This is a genomic window from Polynucleobacter sp. MWH-HuK1, from assembly GCF_018881815.1.
GTDB lineage: Bacteria > Pseudomonadota > Gammaproteobacteria > Burkholderiales > Burkholderiaceae > Polynucleobacter.
On the sequence record NZ_JACVPP010000001.1, the window covers coordinates 759,332 to 776,592 of the forward strand.

Annotated in this window: 16 protein-coding genes; 12 read left to right on the top strand and 4 right to left on the bottom strand. The window is 45.3% G+C overall.

What is annotated here, in order from left to right; genetic code table 11:
• Window positions 1–49: 49 nt before the first annotated feature.
• From xseB to folE2, 4 genes are read left to right on the top strand one after another with little or no spacing between them, the layout of a single operon-like run.
• A complete protein-coding gene (gene xseB, locus ICE93_RS03945) occupies window positions 50–283 on the top strand; it encodes an exodeoxyribonuclease VII small subunit (RefSeq protein WP_216185795.1) in 234 nt (77 codons plus the stop codon).
• Window positions 283–1,185: a polyprenyl synthetase family protein gene (locus tag ICE93_RS03950; protein ID WP_216185797.1), complete on the top strand. Its 903-nt coding sequence runs from the start codon at window positions 283–285 to the stop codon at window positions 1,183–1,185. The genes xseB and ICE93_RS03950 overlap by 1 nt, the downstream gene beginning before the upstream one ends.
• 44 nt (window positions 1,186–1,229) lie before the next feature.
• Window positions 1,230–3,131, top strand: a complete 1,902-nt coding sequence (gene dxs, locus ICE93_RS03955) for a 1-deoxy-D-xylulose-5-phosphate synthase (RefSeq protein ID WP_216185800.1) — start codon at window positions 1,230–1,232, stop codon at window positions 3,129–3,131.
• A gap of 25 nt (window positions 3,132–3,156) precedes the next feature.
• Complete coding sequence (gene folE2, locus ICE93_RS03960) at window positions 3,157–3,984, top strand: GTP cyclohydrolase FolE2 (RefSeq protein WP_216185802.1); 828 nt, start codon at window positions 3,157–3,159, stop codon at window positions 3,982–3,984.
• A gap of 24 nt (window positions 3,985–4,008) precedes the next feature.
• Here folE2 and tsaD read toward each other — a convergent pair whose 3' ends face one another.
• A complete protein-coding gene (tsaD, locus tag ICE93_RS03965; protein ID WP_216185804.1) occupies window positions 4,009–5,082 on the bottom strand; it encodes a tRNA (adenosine(37)-N6)-threonylcarbamoyltransferase complex transferase subunit TsaD in 1,074 nt (357 codons plus the stop codon).
• Window positions 5,083–5,159: 77 nt separating this feature from the next.
• Here tsaD and rpsU point away from each other — a divergent pair, with 77 nt between their 5' ends.
• The 4 genes from rpsU (at window position 5,160) to rpoD (ending at window position 10,636) form a co-directional block, all read left to right on the top strand.
• On the top strand, window positions 5,160–5,372 hold the full coding sequence (rpsU, locus tag ICE93_RS03970) for a 30S ribosomal protein S21 (RefSeq protein WP_011903537.1): 213 nt from the start codon (window positions 5,160–5,162) through the stop codon (window positions 5,370–5,372).
• Between the two features lie 121 nt (window positions 5,373–5,493).
• Window positions 5,494–5,940 carry a GatB/YqeY domain-containing protein gene (locus ICE93_RS03975; RefSeq protein ID WP_216185806.1) on the top strand — a complete coding sequence of 149 codons (447 nt, stop codon included), beginning with the start codon at window positions 5,494–5,496 and terminating at the stop codon, window positions 5,938–5,940.
• A gap of 36 nt (window positions 5,941–5,976) precedes the next feature.
• Window positions 5,977–7,944, top strand: coding sequence for a DNA primase (gene dnaG / locus ICE93_RS03980; RefSeq protein WP_216185808.1), 1,968 nt, complete (start codon window positions 5,977–5,979; stop codon window positions 7,942–7,944).
• 232 nt (window positions 7,945–8,176) lie between these two features.
• Entirely contained in the window at window positions 8,177–10,636 is a 2,460-nt protein-coding gene (gene rpoD, locus ICE93_RS03985; protein WP_216185810.1) for an RNA polymerase sigma factor RpoD, read from the top strand.
• Between the two features lie 569 nt (window positions 10,637–11,205).
• On the opposite strand, the gene ICE93_RS03990 is transcribed toward rpoD, so the two are convergent.
• Window positions 11,206–11,847 (bottom strand): GntR family transcriptional regulator, encoded by a 642-nt coding sequence (locus ICE93_RS03990; RefSeq protein ID WP_216185812.1) that lies wholly within the window; start codon window positions 11,845–11,847, stop codon window positions 11,206–11,208.
• A gap of 58 nt (window positions 11,848–11,905) precedes the next feature.
• Between ICE93_RS03990 and ICE93_RS03995 the strand changes: the two genes are divergently transcribed.
• The 3 genes from ICE93_RS03995 to ICE93_RS04005 are packed head-to-tail and all read left to right on the top strand — an operon-like array spanning window position 11,906 to window position 14,833.
• Window positions 11,906–12,688, top strand: a complete 783-nt coding sequence (locus ICE93_RS03995; protein ID WP_216188258.1) for an enoyl-CoA hydratase/isomerase family protein — start codon at window positions 11,906–11,908, stop codon at window positions 12,686–12,688.
• Window positions 12,689–12,704: 16 nt separating this feature from the next.
• Window positions 12,705–13,670, top strand: a complete 966-nt coding sequence (locus ICE93_RS04000; RefSeq protein ID WP_216185814.1) for a tripartite tricarboxylate transporter substrate binding protein — start codon at window positions 12,705–12,707, stop codon at window positions 13,668–13,670.
• Window positions 13,667–14,833: a CaiB/BaiF CoA-transferase family protein gene (locus tag ICE93_RS04005; protein ID WP_216185816.1), complete on the top strand. Its 1,167-nt coding sequence runs from the start codon at window positions 13,667–13,669 to the stop codon at window positions 14,831–14,833. Before ICE93_RS04000 ends, ICE93_RS04005 begins: the two co-directional genes overlap by 4 nt.
• A gap of 117 nt (window positions 14,834–14,950) precedes the next feature.
• Here ICE93_RS04005 and ICE93_RS04010 read toward each other — a convergent pair whose 3' ends face one another.
• Both ICE93_RS04010 and ICE93_RS04015 read right to left on the bottom strand, forming a co-directional pair.
• Complete coding sequence (locus ICE93_RS04010; protein ID WP_216185818.1) at window positions 14,951–15,220, bottom strand: LuxR C-terminal-related transcriptional regulator; 270 nt, start codon at window positions 15,218–15,220, stop codon at window positions 14,951–14,953.
• A 15-nt stretch (window positions 15,221–15,235) separates the two neighbouring features.
• Complete coding sequence (locus ICE93_RS04015; protein WP_255554481.1) at window positions 15,236–16,069, bottom strand: IclR family transcriptional regulator; 834 nt, start codon at window positions 16,067–16,069, stop codon at window positions 15,236–15,238.
• Window positions 16,070–16,097: 28 nt separating this feature from the next.
• On the opposite strand from ICE93_RS04015, the gene ICE93_RS04020 reads away from it, so the two are divergent.
• Window positions 16,098–17,261 (top strand): M20 family metallopeptidase, encoded by a 1,164-nt coding sequence (locus tag ICE93_RS04020; RefSeq protein WP_255554482.1) that lies wholly within the window; start codon window positions 16,098–16,100, stop codon window positions 17,259–17,261.

The window sequence follows — 17,261 nt, forward strand, 5'->3', positions numbered from 1 at the left end:
CTTTAATATGTAGGGCTATCCATGTGGGAAATACTAGGGAAATAAGCTTATGGCAACCAAGAAGTCAGAGAGTTCAAAATCCGGTCTAGAGATTCAAATTGACCCAGATTTGCGCTATGAACAAGCTGTTAAGGAGTTGGAAAAGCTCATTTCTGACATGGAATCTGGAAAATTTTCACTAGAAGAAACTTTGCTGGCATATCAACGTGGTGCAGCTTTGTTAAAACACTGTCAGGGCATGTTGGCTCAAGTTGAGCAGCAGGTTCGCGTGTTTGAGGCTTGATGAATACTGCTTTTCAATTTCAACAGTGGGTTAGTTCGCAATCTAAGCGAACAGAGTTCGCCTTAGACCACTTGCTTGATTCTGCTCAAACCATCCCTCATCGTTTGCATGAGGCGATGCGCTATGCAGCACAGGGTGGTGGCAAACGTATACGACCACTACTGGTTTATGCGGCGGGTCAACTGGCCGATCAGTCAGATGTAGCGCAGGCCGAGTCTTTGGATGCGGCTGCTGTTGCGATTGAATGTATTCATGCTTACTCATTGGTGCATGATGATTTGCCTTGTATGGATGACGATGATTTACGTCGTGGTCGTCCAACAGTTCACAAAGCTTTTGATGAGGCAACCGCTCTATTGGTTGGAGATGCATTACAAACCCGTGCTTTTGAAATTCTTGCCAATGCAAACTGCGATGCGCAGGTGCGCTTAAAAATGATTGCTGCTTTAGCGTCTGCCTCGGGATCGCGCGGTATGGCTGGTGGCCAAGCAATTGATTTGGAGAGCGTTGGTAAAAAGTTAGATCTTCCAGGTTTAAAGCAAATGCATGCCATGAAGACGGGTGCTTTGTTGTCCTGTGCAGTGGAATTGGGGGGTATTTGTGCGCACCTAAGCCCCGCACAAATGGCTCATCTCGCAAGTTATGCAAAAGCCCTTGGATTGGCATTTCAGATTGTGGATGATGTGTTGGATGTCACTGCGGATAGTCAGACATTGGGCAAAACCGCTGGCAAAGACGCAGCCGCTAATAAGCCCACCTATGTGACCTTGATGGGTTTAGACTATGCGCAGAAGCAGGCTAAAGAGCTACAAGAGGTAGCGATCACCAGCTTAGATAGTTTTGGCGCATCAGCGCAGGCATTAAAAGATTTGGCTCTCTTGGTTGTCAATCGCGGTAAATAAGAGAGCGACAAAAGAAATACATTGGTACGGATTATTTAGATTCAATGACTTTACATTCCATTAACTCACCTGACGATCTCAAAAAACTCTCACGCGAAGAGCTTCCTGCCTTGGCGGATGAGTTGCGCGAGTTTGTATTGGATTCTGTTTCTAAAACCGGCGGGCATCTATCCTCTAATTTGGGTACGGTAGAGTTGTCGATTGCCTTGCATTACGTCTTCGATACGCCTGAAGATCGTATTGTTTGGGATGTAGGTCATCAAAGTTATCCGCACAAAATCTTGACGGGTCGTCGTGAGCGTATGAATACCTTACGTCAGTACAAGGGGCTTTCTGGATTTCCACACCGCGCTGAAAGTGAGTTTGATGCATTTGGTACTGGGCACTCATCCACCAGCATCTCTGCAGCGATGGGTATGGCTCGTGCATTTCAAACTAAAGGCGAGCGACATGTTGCTGTAGCTGTCATTGGCGATAGCGCGATGACCGGTGGCATGGCTTTCGAAGCGATGAACAATGCTGGTGTGTATGACGATTTACCGCTTGTGGTGATTTTGAACGACAACGATATGTCGATCTCCCCAGCAGTGGGTGCACTCAATCGTCATCTAGCAAGACTACTGAGTGGCAATATTTACTCGGCAACTAAAAAAGGTATTGATAGCGTTTTATCTATTGCACCACCTCTACGTGAGTTCGCTAAACGCCTTGAGGATCATGCCAAAGGCATGGTGTCTCCATCCACTATTTTTCAAGAGTTTGGATTCAATTATTTTGGTCCTATTGACGGCCATGATTTAGATGCCTTGATTCCAATGCTGCAAAACGTTCGTCGTTTGGCGCTTGAAGGGCGAGGCCCACAGTTTTTGCATGTAGTGACTAAAAAAGGTCAGGGTTATGAGTTGGCTGAGGCGGATCCAGTGCTGTATCACGGTCCAAGTAAATTCAATCCAGAGGAGGGTGTCAAGAAGTCTGCTGCCAGCAAGAAAACCTTTACTCAAATATTTGGTGAGTGGTTATGCGATATGGCGCACGCTGATCCATTATTGGTTGGCATTACTCCAGCGATGCGCGAAGGTTCTGGCTTAGTTGAATTTGAAAAGAATTTTCCCAAGCGTTACTACGACGTCGGTATTGCTGAGCAACATGCTGTGACCTTTGCGGCTGGTATGGCTTGTGAAGGTATGAAGCCAGTGGTGGCAATATATTCCACTTTCCTGCAGCGTGCCTACGATCAACTTATTCATGATGTCGCATTGCAAGATTTGCCAGTACTGTTTGCATTAGATCGTGCAGGCTTAGTGGGTGCTGATGGCGCCACTCATGCTGGTGCATACGATATCCCATTCTTGCGTTGCATTCCTAATATGTTGGTTTTGACTCCAGCTGATGAAGCGGAGTGCCGTGATTTATTAACTACTGCATTCCATCAGCCGCATCCAAGTGCAGTTCGCTACCCACGTGGCGCAGGTATTGGCACAGCACCTTCAAAAGAATTGCGCACTTTGCCATTAGGTAAGGGTGAGGTTTGTCGTAAATCTACTGCACCTTCTGGTCAACGTGTAGCGATTTTGGCGTTTGGTACCTTGCTTTATTCTGCTCTAGAAGTAGCTGAGGGCATTAATGCCACCGTTGCCAATATGCGTTTTGTGAAACCACTGGATGTAGATTTGATTCAATCCTTGGCAGCCGATCACGACTATTTTGTGACTGTTGAAGATGGTGCAATTGCTGGTGGTGCTGGTAGTGCTTGTTTGGAGGCACTATCCAAACTCGGAATCAATAAGCCCCTCCTGCAATTAGGTCTTCCTGATGAATTTATTGAGCATGGCGACTATAGCCTGCTAATGACCAGGTGTGGCTTGGATGTGGAGGGCATTGCCAACTCCATCAAACAACGTTTTCCAGCGGTATTGAGCCAAAATTCTGTGCTTTCAGGCAAATAAGCCTGTTTTGCCTGAAAATAGAGCTATGAATGACATGAACCCTGCTTTTTTAAAGCCTAGCGCAATGCCTGATGTGCAATCCACTTTGGATGAGCGCGCTTTGCCAATTGAGCAGGTAGGAATTCGTGGCGTGCGTCATCCGCTGACGATACGTAGCAAGACCGGCAACTTTCCATCTGTTGGTACTTTTGAGATGGATGTTGCTTTGCCTGCGCATGTGAAGGGCACGCACATGTCGCGCTTCATGGCTTTATTACAAAAGCAAGATATCGCAGTTGATAGCACTTCAGTGGTAGCAATGGTTCGTGAAATGCTGCCATTGCTAGATGCCAAAGAAGGACATGTGCAATTTACATATACTCACTTTGTAAAAAAAGCAGCGCCAGTATCTGGCGTGGAAAGCTTAATGGATTACGAAGTGACCTGGATGGCCACTGCTAAACAAAATGACAATGGCAGTGCTGATGTGAAATTAGGCTTGCGTGCGCAAGTTCCAGTCATGAGTTTGTGTCCTTGTTCAAAAGAGATCTCTGATTTTGGTGCTCATAATCAGCGTTCGCATGTAACGATGTCTGTCGTGCTCGACACTGAAACAAAAATGACGGTAGAGGATTTGGTCACCGCTGCAGAGAGCGAAGCATCTAGCGAATTGTGGGGTTTACTCAAGCGCCCTGACGAGAAGTGGGTAACAGAGCGCTCTTACAGTAATCCCAAATTCGTAGAAGATTTAGTACGTGATGTGGCTGGCAACCTTAAGGCGGATCAGCGTATCCAGTCTTTTGTAGTAGAGGCTGAGAACTTTGAGTCTATTCACAATCACAGTGCATTTGCCCGCATCAGTCATAAGAAATAAGCTGTAACTCTATAAGTCAGTCTCTTAGACCAAGTTATTGCTTTGCAAATCCCAGCGGGGTTTGATATCAAAGGCCCCAGATGTTGTGGAGCCATTATTTTTGGCTAGCATTCTTAGCGCTCCAGCAAAAGCAATCATCACACCGTTATCAGTACATAGTTCTAGTGGTGGGTAGTGCACTTCAAAACCATTACGCGCAGCTTTTTCATTTAATGCGCTACGCAGCTGCAAATTGGCACCGACTCCACCAGCAAGTACTAGATGTTTACAACCAGTTTGCTTGAGCGCTTTTTCAGACTTATTCACCAACACTGCAACAATCGCATCGACAAAAGATCTGGCGAGGTCCGCATGAAACTGCGTTACTTCAGATGTATCGGTAATCTTTTTATCCTCAAACTTCTTAACTTGATTGAGAACGGCAGTTTTTAATCCTGAAAAAGAAAAATCCAAATCACCTGAATGCAACATCGGCTTTGGTAAGTCAAAAATACCGGAGCGTCCTTGTTCGGCTAGTTTAGAAATTGCAGCACCACCGGGGTAATCGAGTCCGAGTAATTTCGCGGTCTTATCAAAAGCTTCGCCTGCTGCGTCATCTAAGGTTTCGCCCAGAAGTTCATACTGCCCAATGCCGGAGACTTTCATGAGCTGGGTATGGCCGCCCGATACCAGAAGGGCAATAAATGGAAATTGAGGGGCTGTTTGACCCAAAAGCGGTGAAAGTAGATGTCCCTCCAGGTGATGGACCCCAATTGAGGGCAAATTAAGGCCTTGAGCAAGGGATTTGGCAAAAGCACTGCCCACCAGAAGGGCGCCTGCCAGTCCCGGGCCTTGGGTGAAGGCGACGGCATCAATATCGGTCAATTTGAGCCCAGATTGGGCTAAAGATTGGTCTAAAAGGGGTAAAACACGGCGAATGTGGTCGCGGGAGGCTAATTCTGGGACTACGCCCCCATAGTCCCGGTGCATGGCGATCTGGGAGTGCAAACCCTGGCCCAGTATGCCCTCGAAGGCCGGTTTACCCTTTTCCCAAGGGGCGGTGTTGTATAAAGCCACCCCAGTCTCGTCACAAGAAGTTTCTATTCCTAAAACAATCATTTTTTCGCTTGGTCGTGCTAGAATCGCAATTCAGTTAATTTTTCGATATTTTTCGAGCATATACGAGTTAAACAAGTATGACTACAGTCCGCCTCCGCGAAAACGAACCATTTGAAGTGGCATTGCGCCGTTTCAAGCGCACCATTGAAAAGAATGGCCTTTTGACAGACTTGCGTGCACGCGAGTTCTACGAGAAGCCAACGGCTGAGCGTAAGCGTAAGAAGGCTGCAGCTGCTAAGCGCCATTACAAGCGCATTCGCAGCCAAATGTTGCCTAAGAAGCTTTACTAATAGAATTTAAAAGCTCTCTTCACCGAGAAGCTTTGAAACCCGCTGACGGTGAAACGCAGCGGGTTTTTGCTTTTTGAATCGCCAAACAAAGCTAGATATATTCAACACTAGGAATCAAGCCATGAGTCTAAAAGATCAAATTACTGAAGATATGAAAATTGCTATGCGCGCAAAAGAAAGTGAGCGCTTAGGAACTATTCGTCTCTTGTTGGCAGCGATTAAGCAACGTGAAGTTGATGAGCGCATCGTGGTCGATGATGCTGGCGTCATTGCAACTGTTGAGAAAATGATTAAGCAACGTAAAGACTCCATCTCTCAATTTGAAAAAGCTGGGCGCGATGATTTGGTTGCGGTCGAAGCTGCCGAGATGGTGATCTTGCAGACGTACTTGCCAGCGCAGCTATCTGATGCTGAAGTGGAAGCTGCTGTAGCGGCTGCCGTTGCTTCTACTGGCGCTGCTGGCCCGCAGGATATGGGTAAGGTGATTGGCCTTCTTAAAGGCCAGCTCGCAGGCAAAGCAGATATGGGTAAAGTTTCTGGTTTGGTAAAAGCAGCACTCGCCAAGTAAGTATCCAAATAAGCGAAACAGTTTCATACTCGCCTTATGGCACTCATCCCACAATCCTTTATTGCCGATCTATTAAATCGGGTAGACATCGTTGATGTGGTTGGGCAGCACGTAAAGTTAAAAAAAGCGGGTGCAAACTTTCAGGGTTTGTGCCCCTTTCATTCCGAGAAATCTCCTTCGTTTTCAGTATCGCCCACCAAACAGTTTTATCACTGCTTTGGTTGTGGTGCGCACGGATCTGCCATTAGCTTTTTAATGGAGTATTCCGGTCTAGGTTACGTTGATGCAATTGAAGACTTGGCGCGCTCTGCTGGTTTAGATGTGCCGCGTGAAGAGCGCACGGCAAATGATGTTGCGCGTCAGCAGCAGGCTATGGCACTGAGCGAAGTAATGAGTACTGCGGCAGATTGGTATCGCCAGCAACTCAAGGGTAACACCCGAGCAGTTGAATATCTCAAAGGTCGTGGACTTACTGGTGAGATTGCTAAACGCTACGCCTTAGGCTATGCGCCTGATGGCTGGCAGGGTCTAGAGGCAGTTTTTGGAACTTATTCCAATGATGAGGTTGCCAAGACATTGTTAGAGGGTGGTTTACTGATTCAGGGTGAGCAATCCGAAGGTGCAAATGTAAAGCGTTATGACCGTTTCCGTGATCGCATCATGTTCCCAATTCGCAATCCAAAAGGCCAAACGATTGGCTTTGGTGGGCGCATTTTGGATCAGGGCGAGCCCAAGTATTTAAATTCTCCAGAGACGCCATTGTTCTCAAAAGGTAATACGCTCTATGGTTTGTTTGAAGCGAGACAGGCGATTCGCTCGCAAGAATATGTCTTGGTGTGTGAAGGTTATATGGATGTAGTGGCATTGGCGCAATTGGGATTTTCAAATGCAGTTGCCACTTTAGGTACTGCATGTACTGCTAATCACGTGCGCATGCTATTGCGTCAAACGGATAAAGTGGTGTTCTCATTTGATGGCGACTCTGCTGGACAACGCGCTGCGCGGCGCGCACTGGAAGCATGCTTGCCTTTAATGTCAGACGATAAAGAAATTCGTTTCTTATTTTTACCGACTGAGCATGATCCAGATAGCTATGTACGGGCTTATGGCGCACCGGCATTTGAAAAAGTGATTAAAGAGGCTATGTCCATCTCTAGCTTCTTCTTCAAAGTTGTCAGCGAAGATCATGAGTTAACTACCCCGGAGGGTAGGGCTCATACCCATCATGCCGCTAAACCTCTTTTGCTTTCAATGCCGCCGATTGCACTGCGCACACAAATCTTGCGTGAGTTAGCCATTCGCACGAATACCACCCCGGCTGAGCTTGAAGCATTTTGTGGTTTGACAGTAGCGCCTGCACCTGTGCGTCAAACTACTTATCAACCGATGCAAGCCAGAACTGCGGGCACTCAAGGCAATCAAAATAATCAGAATACGTTTTCAGGTAACGGCAATCGTCAAGGCGCACCTTGGCAAGCATCCAAAGGATCTGCAAAACGCGTTGCGAGTCAAAATATTGAACCGCCTAAAGCGCCAACCGATTTGGCGGAGCAGATGTTGCGAGTCATCATTCAGTTTCCACATTTAGGAAAGGCGCTAGATGAGAATAAGCGAGCGCTTGCATTAAAAGCTGCAGAACAAAGATCTGAAAAAGCGCATGCCTTGATGAAAGATCTTTTGGCTCAGTGTGACTTGGTTGAGTTGATCCCTGGTGAAGGGAATAAACCAGCTACCGCAGGTGCCGGAGCTTTTGCGATGTTCCAAGATCAACTCTCTCGTAGTGAGTTGGCGCCCCTGTATGAAGTTCTCAGAAATCGAGTGATGGGTTCTGATTTGGAGCTCGATGGCGCTGCTGCAGATCTAGATGGGGCATTCAAAAAACTGGAATTAACCCACCTCAAGCAAGAAATGACAGAAATTGCCCAAAAGATCGCCGGAAGTACTGCCACTGAGCAGGACCGGGCTCGATATCGGGAATTGGGCGAAAAGCTGAAATTCTCCTAAGAATTTCTGAAAGACCCCTAGAAATCCCCTGAAATTACCCCATATTTTTAAGTAAGAAGGGGGTCAAAAAGTCTCAATCGACTATAATCCTCTGTTCCCAAGAAAAAACCGATTTAATTCAGCCACTTGCGCTTTATTTTGATGAAATTTGGGGTAAGTGGGTAAGTGAGTAACGCGGGGCTGTTTTTCATCAGTCGATATCAACAACAGTAATGTGAGTAAGTGCTAATAAATGCCGAATACCAAGACCAAAAAACCAGCTCCAAAAGCGAAAACGCCAGCTAAGCCAGTAAAGCCTGCAGCTAAAGCAAAGTCGTCAGCTAAGCCAGCTCCAAAAGCGAAAACGACAGCTAAGCCAGTAAAGCCTGCAGCTAAGCCAGCTCCAAAAGCGAAATCTTCTGCCAAACCTGTAGCTAAAGCAAAGGTGTCAGCTAAACCTGTTAAGGCTCTTGCAAAAGCACCTGTTAAGCCAGTAAAAGTTACGGCTAAGCCAGCTGCAAAAGCTCCTGCGAAATCTGCTAAAGCAGAAGTCAAAGTTGAGTCAGTCAAAAAAGGTAAAGCAGTAGCTGCACCTAAGGTTGAGTCGGTTAAAGAAACTAAAGCAGCTAAAGAAACAAAAGAAGTTAAGGGTAAAAAAGCTAAGGCTGCAGAGCCAGAGGCTCCTGTAGCAGTTGAGGAAGAAAAGAAGCGCGGTCGCAAGGCGAAGGCTGATGCGCCTGCTGAAGCTGCTGAACCGGTATTAACCGATCGTCAAAAAGCGCGTGAGCGTAAGGCGAAAGAGAAGGCGCTTTTAAAAGAATTTGCAGCGCAACAGTTGGGAACTGAAGAACAACAAGAGTTACGCCGTGCTCGCTTGAAGACGTTGATTAAGATGGGTATGTCCAAGGGTTACTTAACCCATGGTGAGATGAATGACGTGATGTCTGACGAGTTGTCCGATGCCGATGCATTGGAAACTTTGATTAGCTTGCTTAATGACATTGGCATTACTGTTTACGAGCAAGCACCTGATGCAGAAACATTAATCCTTTCTGACAATACAGCTGCTGCAGCTTCCGAAGAAGAGGCTGAAGAAGAGGCTGAAGCAGCTTTATCTACTGTTGATTCAGAATTTGGACGCACTACTGACCCAGTACGTATGTATATGCGTGAAATGGGTACGGTTGACTTGTTGACTCGCGAAGGCGAGATCGTCATTGCGAAGAAGATCGAAGCTGGCCTCAAAGACATGGTGATGGCTTTGGCTGCTTGCCCTGTAACGATTGCCGAGATTCTGAGTAACGTTGATAAGATCGCTAGTGGCGAGATGGAAATAGACCAGTTTGTGGATGGTTTGGTTGATCCAAATGCAGAAGATATTAAGCTCGGACCTGAAGAGCCGGAGATTGACCCAGATGCTGAAGAGGGCGAAGAGGGTGATGAAGATGATGCTGGTGGCAGTGGCGGTGGTGCTGCAACAGCAAACGCTAAGCAATTAGAAGAGTTAAAGCAAATCTCCTTAGAGAAGTTTGCAATCGTTCGCACACAAGCTGACAAGATGCGCCGTGCGTTTGATAAAGACGGATATAACTGCCCTGCATACGTAAAAGCACAAGATGCCATTCGTGCTGAATTGCTTGGTTTCCGCTTAACAGCGAAGAGTGTTGAGAAGTTATGTGACACCATGCGTTCACAAGTAGACCAAGTATGGAAGCTTGAGCGTGGCATTGTGAGCTTGTTGGTAGACAAAGTGGGCGTTAATCGTGGTGAAGTATTAAAAGACTTCCCTAAGATGTCAATGAACCTCGCTTGGACTGACAAGTTGCTCAAAGAGAACAAGCCATATAGCGCACTCTTGCAACGTAATGTTCCAGCTATTCAAGAGTTGCAACAGAAGTTGATTGATATTCAGAAGAATGTCGTTATTCCACTTCCAGAATTAAAAGAAGTTAACAAGCAAATGATCGCTGGCGAGAAGCGTGCCCGTGAAGCTAAACGTGAGATGACTGTGGCCAACTTACGTTTGGTTATCTCAATCGCTAAGAAATACACCAACCGCGGTTTGCAGTTCTTGGATTTGATCCAAGAAGGCAATATCGGCCTGATGAAGGCGGTAGATAAGTTTGAATACCGTCGTGGTTATAAGTTCTCTACCTATGCAACTTGGTGGATTCGTCAGGCGATCACTCGTTCCATCGCTGACCAGGCACGTACGATCCGTATCCCTGTTCATATGATCGAGACGATCAACAAGATGAACCGTATCAGCCGTCAGATCTTGCAAGAAACTGGTCATGAGCCTGATGCTGCAACCTTGGCACTGAAGATGGAGATCCCAGAAGACAAGATTCGCAAGATCATGAAGATTGCTAAAGAACCTATCTCCATGGAGACGCCAATCGGTGACGATGAAGATTCTCATTTAGGCGACTTTATTGAAGACGGAAATACATTGGCGCCAGCAGAAGCAGCTTTGCATGACTCTATGCGCGATGTAGTGAAAGACGTTCTCGATTCATTGACGCCGCGCGAAGCAAAAGTATTGCGTATGCGCTTTGGTGTTGAGATGAGTACAGATCACACTCTCGAAGAAGTAGGAAAGCAGTTTGACGTTACTCGTGAGCGTATTCGTCAGATTGAAGCTAAGGCTTTGCGTAAGATGCGCCACCCAAGCCGTAGCGACAAGCTCAAAACCTTCTTAGAAGAAGACTGATAAGACTAACGGGCCCATAGCTCAGTTGGTTAGAGCAGAGGACTCATAAGAGAGATAACCTCGTTGTATTTTGCTAAGAACCTAATAAACATAAGGGTCTTAGCGTGGTAAGGGTGGATAAGTTTGCTTACACACCGCTTACACACCGAGGCAAGTTGTAAAGCAGTAGTTTTAGCCCAGTTTTATCGGGTTAAAAAGAGTAGTTTTAGGGCCCATAGCTCAGTTGGTTAGAGCAGAGGACTCATAGCGAAAGTTGTGCCTTATGCGTGGAAACTGCATAAGGGATGGTGTCAAATTCGGAGAAAGCTAAAGGTAGAAATATCCAAGCTAACGCCGAGCCAAGCTTCAGTATGAAAGTGCTGTTGAAGGTGTAGAGACTAGACGGCACCCACCTAAGTCGAGTAATCGATATGGTGAAGGCATAGTCCAGGGAGTTAGGAAACTAACACAAACCGGAATCCTTTGGTCCCAGGTTCAAGTCCTGGTGGGCCCACCAGAAAAGCAAACCCTCATCAGAAATGGTGGGGGTTTTGTCTTTTGAGCGTTACTTTAAGTAACGGTAAAGTTGCTTAGATTTTGTTAGTCAATATCAAGTCAGCAAATGCCTTACCGCCAGAAGAAATATGGTCTCTCATCGCATCTGCTGCTTTATCTGCCTCCCCTTTCAAAATCCACTCAGCAACTGCTTTATGTTCAAGCTGCGATTTTTTGAGGCGCCCAGGTTTTTCAAACAAATGCCCGCGATATCCAGAGATCTGTAATCTCGCTGCTTTCGTTTGTTCAACAATATAAGGGTTGCCACTGGCTCTATAAATTACCTCGTGGAATTGCACGTTTGCTAACTGGTAATTGTTGATATCTTGTGCGTTGGCAAATTTCTCAGTTTGCTTAATGGCTTCTTTAATTTCTTTTGAGTACTTGGTATTAATGCGTTGCGCAGCGAGCCTGGCTAGGACGCCCTCTAGCTCGCCCAGCCCTTCCATCATGGCAATTAATTCATGGGCGGTAAGTTTTTTGACATAAATTCCTGTTCTAGGAATGATGTCAATTAATCCCTGGGCACTTAAGAGTAGTAGCGCCTCTCTTACGGGAGTTCTCGAAGTCTTAAATTTTGTAGCTAAGGCACGCTCATCTAAGGCTGTGCCTGGTGCTAATTTTCCTTCACGAAACTCATTTTCGATTCGCTTACGTATGCTTTGCTGGGTGTTCATGGATTCTAGGGTTTCTACTGGTTGTGATGTAGTTGATATATCAACAATATCCGTTGATATGCAAAATATACACCCTAAAGAATCTTATGCACCATGCCTTAGTATCAATGGCTCATTGGCTACGATTACCTTAAATAGAGCTGCCTCGGCTAATAAGCTCACCCCTGAAGATTTAGGGGTTTTGCGTAGTCATATTCAGGCTGTCAACACGAATGCTGAAGTGTTGGTATTGGTGCTGCGGGCCGAAGGTAAGTATTTCTGTAGCGGATTTGATATTGCAGAGGTGATTAAGAGTAGCCAAATAAAGGGAGTGAGTTTTGGTGAAATGGTAGACGTGCTTGAAGCGTGTAGAGCCGTAACGATCGCTGTAGTCCAAGGCGGTGTTTATGGCGGCGCTACCGATATGGCTCTAGCTTGCGATTTTCGATTGGGTAGTGAGGCGACTGAGATGTTTATGCCAGCAGCTCGCCTAGGATTGCATTTCTATCAAAGCGGATTAGAGCGCTATGTAACCCGACTTGGGATTGATACGACTAAAAGATTATTTCTAACAAGTGAAAAGTTAGACGCAAAACAAATGCTGGATATTGGGTTTTTAACCTCACTATATTCAGATCAAAAGAGCTTAGATGAAGGGCTCCATAAATTGACCATATCACTAGTTGACAAGGCGCCAATCGCTCTGTTGGGAATGAAAAATTCAATTAATGCGATTGCTAGAAATAGGGCAGATGCTAAAGCTATTGATGCTCTAGTTCAGCAATCTGTTCAATCTGGCGATATTCAAGAAGGGGCTTTGGCATGGCAACAAAAAAGATCACCAAAGTTCACAGGTAAATAAAAATTAGGAGGAGACAATGAAAAAATTGCTTATAACAATAGCTTTCATTATTAGCAGCGCACAGCTAGTCTTTGCGCAGGAGTATCCGCAAAAACCCATTACTTTAGTTGTGGGCTTTCCTCCTGGGGGTGGGGCGGATGCCGTAGCTCGTATAGTGAGCGATAAGCTTTCAAGGGTTTTAGAGCAGCCCATCATCATTAATAACATGCCTGGAGCTGGAACTACCATTGCATCCGCTTATGTGGCTAAAGCTGCGCCAGATGGTTACACATTGCTTTTGGCAGGCCCGGGACTATATGGTGCTGACCAGTATCTCTATAAAAGCGCAAAATATGATGGCGTTAAAAACTTTACAGCAATTACCCGTTGGTCTTTGGCGCCTATGATGCTCGCTGCTAATAAAGATGTTCCGGTAAAAAATACTCAAGAATTAATTGCCTATGCCAAGAAAAATCCTGACAAGGTGACGTATTCATCATCTGGGGTGGGGGTAGTGACCCACCTAGCAGCCCTGGAGTTTGAAAAGGCAACCAATACAAAACTCATGCATATCCCCTACAAGGGAGGCGCACCTTCGTTGCAAGCACTTGCAGCGGGCGATGTGCAGATTAGCTTTGGCACACCGCCCTCAGTAATGCCTTTAGCGCAGTCTGGTAGATTAAAAATACTATCAGTGACTACGCAACAGCGCTCACCACTTTTTGCAGATATTCCATCGATGAAGGATGCTGGGGTCAAAGATTTGGATTTCACATTCTGGTTTGGCTTGTACGGTCCAGCTGGATTACCTACTGATGTATCAAAGAAGTTGTTCGATGCGAGTTTAGTTGCATTAAATGACCCTGAGGTTAAGGCAAGGCTTGAGAAATCCGGTAACAATGCGGCCCCATCAAAATCACAGAACGACTTTTTGATGTTATCGATTGGTGAGGGCAGAAAGAGCAAAGATTTATTAGAGCAGACGGGGGCTAAAGTCGAATGAGTAATTCAAATGTGGCAAAACTTGGTCCTTTAAGTGGAATCACTGTAGTTGATTTAACTAGGGTATTGGCGGGACCTTATTGCACATTGCTAATGGCAGATCTTGGCGCTCGCGTCATTAAGGTGGAGCAGCCTAATATTGGCGATGACTCGCGTCAAATAGGACCATTCATAGATGGTGAGTCTGCCTATTTCATGTCGATTAATCGCAATAAAGAATCCATCGCATTAGATTTAAAAGCTGAGGCTGATAAGAAGATATTTGAATCTCTATTGGAGACTGCTGACGTATTGGTAGAAAACTTTCGTCCAGGCACTATGGAGAAGTTGGGCTATAGCTGGGAGGTATTGCATCAACGTTACCCCAAATTGGTCTTTACTTCAGTCTCAGGCTTTGGGCAAACTGGCCCATATAGCAAAAGGCCTGCATATGATATGGTGGTACAAGCCATGGGCGGCATTATGAGTTTGACAGGACAACCTGGCGGTCCTCCAACCCGAGTGGGTGTTTCAATTGGAGATCTTGGAGCTGGTTTATATGCCATGATTGGTACACAGGCTGCACTATTACAAAGAGAGCGAACGGGCATGGGTGAGCAAGTTGACGTGGCTATGCTCGATTGCCAAGTCGCATTGCTTGAAAACTCCATTGCTCGTTATGAAGTAGATAAGCGTATTCCTGAGCCCATTGGTTCACGTCATCCTTCAATTACCCCCTTTGATGTTTTTAAGGCAAAAGATGGCTGGATGGTGGTGGCAGCAGGCAATGACATGTTGTTTCAACGCTTGTGCAATATTTTGAATCTACCTAACTTAAAAACAGATGAGAGATTTTCTACAAACCCATTGCGATGCGAGCATCATGATCAGTTAAAAGTAGAACTTGAAAAACGCCTCCAAGAGGAAGCTTGTAAGCACTGGATTGACTTATTAATGGAAAATAATATTCCAACGGGTGAATATAATAATTTGGCCCAAGTTTTGGAAAGTCCCCAAATACACGAGCGTGAGATGTTATTGGATGTTTTTTCTGCAAATGGCAGTAAGTTAACAGTGGCGGGTAACCCTATTCATATTGGGTCATTTGTTTCTAAGGTAGATAGAAATCCCCCGGCATTGGATCAAGATAGACATGAAATAATGAAGGAATTGAATTTGGACTGATGTGCATTTGGATGGGTGAGCCTCAATTGGGTATCCTAGAGACATACTCAAGTCCTAGTGGGCCCACCAGAATAACAAACCCTCATCAGCAATGGTGGGGTTTTTGTCTTTTAAGCGTTACTTAAAGTAGCGGCATTCATCAAATAAGTCCTTGATTTTTGCCTCCTGATACCTTAGTGCTAACTGAAGTAAAGTTGCCGTCCTGTTAACTTTCAACTTATCCATGAGGTTCGCTCTATGCGCTTCTAGGGCCTTAACGGAAATGCCGAAGTCTGAGCCAATCACTTTATTAATTCTGTCGGCACAAATATGATTTAAAACATCGATCTCTCTGCGGATTAAAAGTTGATTGTGTTGATTGATCTGATTGAGGATGGTGGTTCCCATGTTCTATTTTTAAAATTAATTCTCAGATCCATTTCGTTGCTCAAATTGTCTAATGGCATTAAGCAGATAAGGGGCAAACCGTTCAGCATACTCTGCACCACTCCATTCTGTAGCTACGCCAGAGACATGTAATGCGCCCAATGCTCGACCATCCGCGCTAAGAACGGCTGCGCCTAATGCAACTTCGTCAAATATGAATTCATTATAGACAAGCCCATACCCTCTTTTGCGGGTTAATTTGATTTCACTTTGAATTTTTGAAGGGGAGGTCATAGTGAAAGTTGTCCATGGCTTAATAATTGCTGTAGACATATAGCTTGCCCACTCATCTTCATCAAAGTGTGACAGCACAGCTCTTCCACCTGCGGTGCAAAATAATGGTACACGTCGACCAATTAAAGATGCATGGTATTGATTGTTATTTGTTTGATGGCGCATAACATGAACTAAATGATTGTCGTCAAGTAGTGATAGGCTGATTTTTTCGCCGGTAGTACGCGATAGATCCAACATAATCGGATTGAGCGACTCGACTAAAGTATTGCTGCGTAAAAAATGAAATGTTAAGTCCAGCACCTGTTTGCCAAGCTTGTAGCGTCTTGTAGTCTGGTTTTGTTCTATATACCCCTCAGCACAAAGCGTAAATAGGTATCTCTGTGCAGTGCTTTTATCAAAATCACTATGCTCTACAACCTCTTTGAGGCTGAGCTCTTCCCCGCCCGCTTTAAAGCAATTGAGGACTGTAAAAACCTTGCCTACTGAGCCGACGTAAAGCGCATTGTGTTTTATTGTATTTTTCATTTTTTCCGTATAAAATATTTCTATATAATATAAAGTATTGTATTTCAATACTTTTAGTTTAGAAAAGGGTTTTTCTTTGAGTACTCAATTACCAGCAAGTCAGTGGCTTAAAAATCAACATGACAATATGTTGAAGTTGCTTGAAGAAATCGTAAATATCGATTCGAACAGCTACGATAAGCAGGGCGTTTCACGTGTATTTCGTTGCCTAGAAGTGTTTTTTAATCATCACGGGTTGGTGACTAAATCACATTGTTTAAAGGATGTTGAGGTTGCGATTACGGTTGAGGTAGAGCCAAAGAGCAAAATATCTGGTTCAGTTCTACTCATGGGGCACTGTGACACGGTATTCCCGTTGGGTGAAGCAGCTCGTCGCCCATTCAAAATCCAAGATAACCGTGCCTATGGTCCTGGAGTAGCTGATATGAAGGCGGGAATTGTGATGAATGCATTCATATTGGTAGCAATCGCTCAAAGCAAAGAGCCCTTTCCCGAGGTTGCGGGACTTTTTACTTGTGACGAAGAAATTGGATCTCCCTTGAGTAAAGAGATTATTGCGAGGGTTGCGAGGGATAAGCAATTTGTATTTAATTCCGAGCCTGGGCGCCCAAATGGTAATGTTGTGACGGGCAGAAAAGGCGGCGTATTCATTGAGATGGATATTCAGGGTAAAGCGGCTCATTCTGGCGCAAATTTTGCAGATGGAATTAGCGCCATTTCTGAATTGGCCCACAAAGTAATCGAACTCGATAAGTTAACCGATATCGATGCGGGCGTCACGGTTAACGTAGGTCTGGTTTCTGGGGGAATGTCGGTAAACACATCAGCCCCATCATCTAAAGCCTCAATCGATCTCAGAATCCGTGATCTAGAGCAGCGTGAATCAATGGTGAACAAAATTCGCTGTATCTGCAATAAATCATTTATTTCGGGAGCGTTAGCAAAAATGGATGTCATCGGTGAATTTCAGCCATTTATACCCACTCTACAATCAAAAAAGCTATTTGAGTTGTATCAATCAACGCTTGCAGATATGGGATACACAACAGGCGAGGAGTTTAGTGGTGGCTGTGCAGATTCTGGCGTCACCTCGAATATTGGCGCCATTACTCTTTGCGCGACTGGGCCTGTAGGTGGCAAATTTCATACTGTAGAAGAATATTGTGAAATCGATACTATCGTACCGAGAGCGCAGGGATTAATAGGCACGATCCAAAATCTTGGAAATCAAGATTGGTAA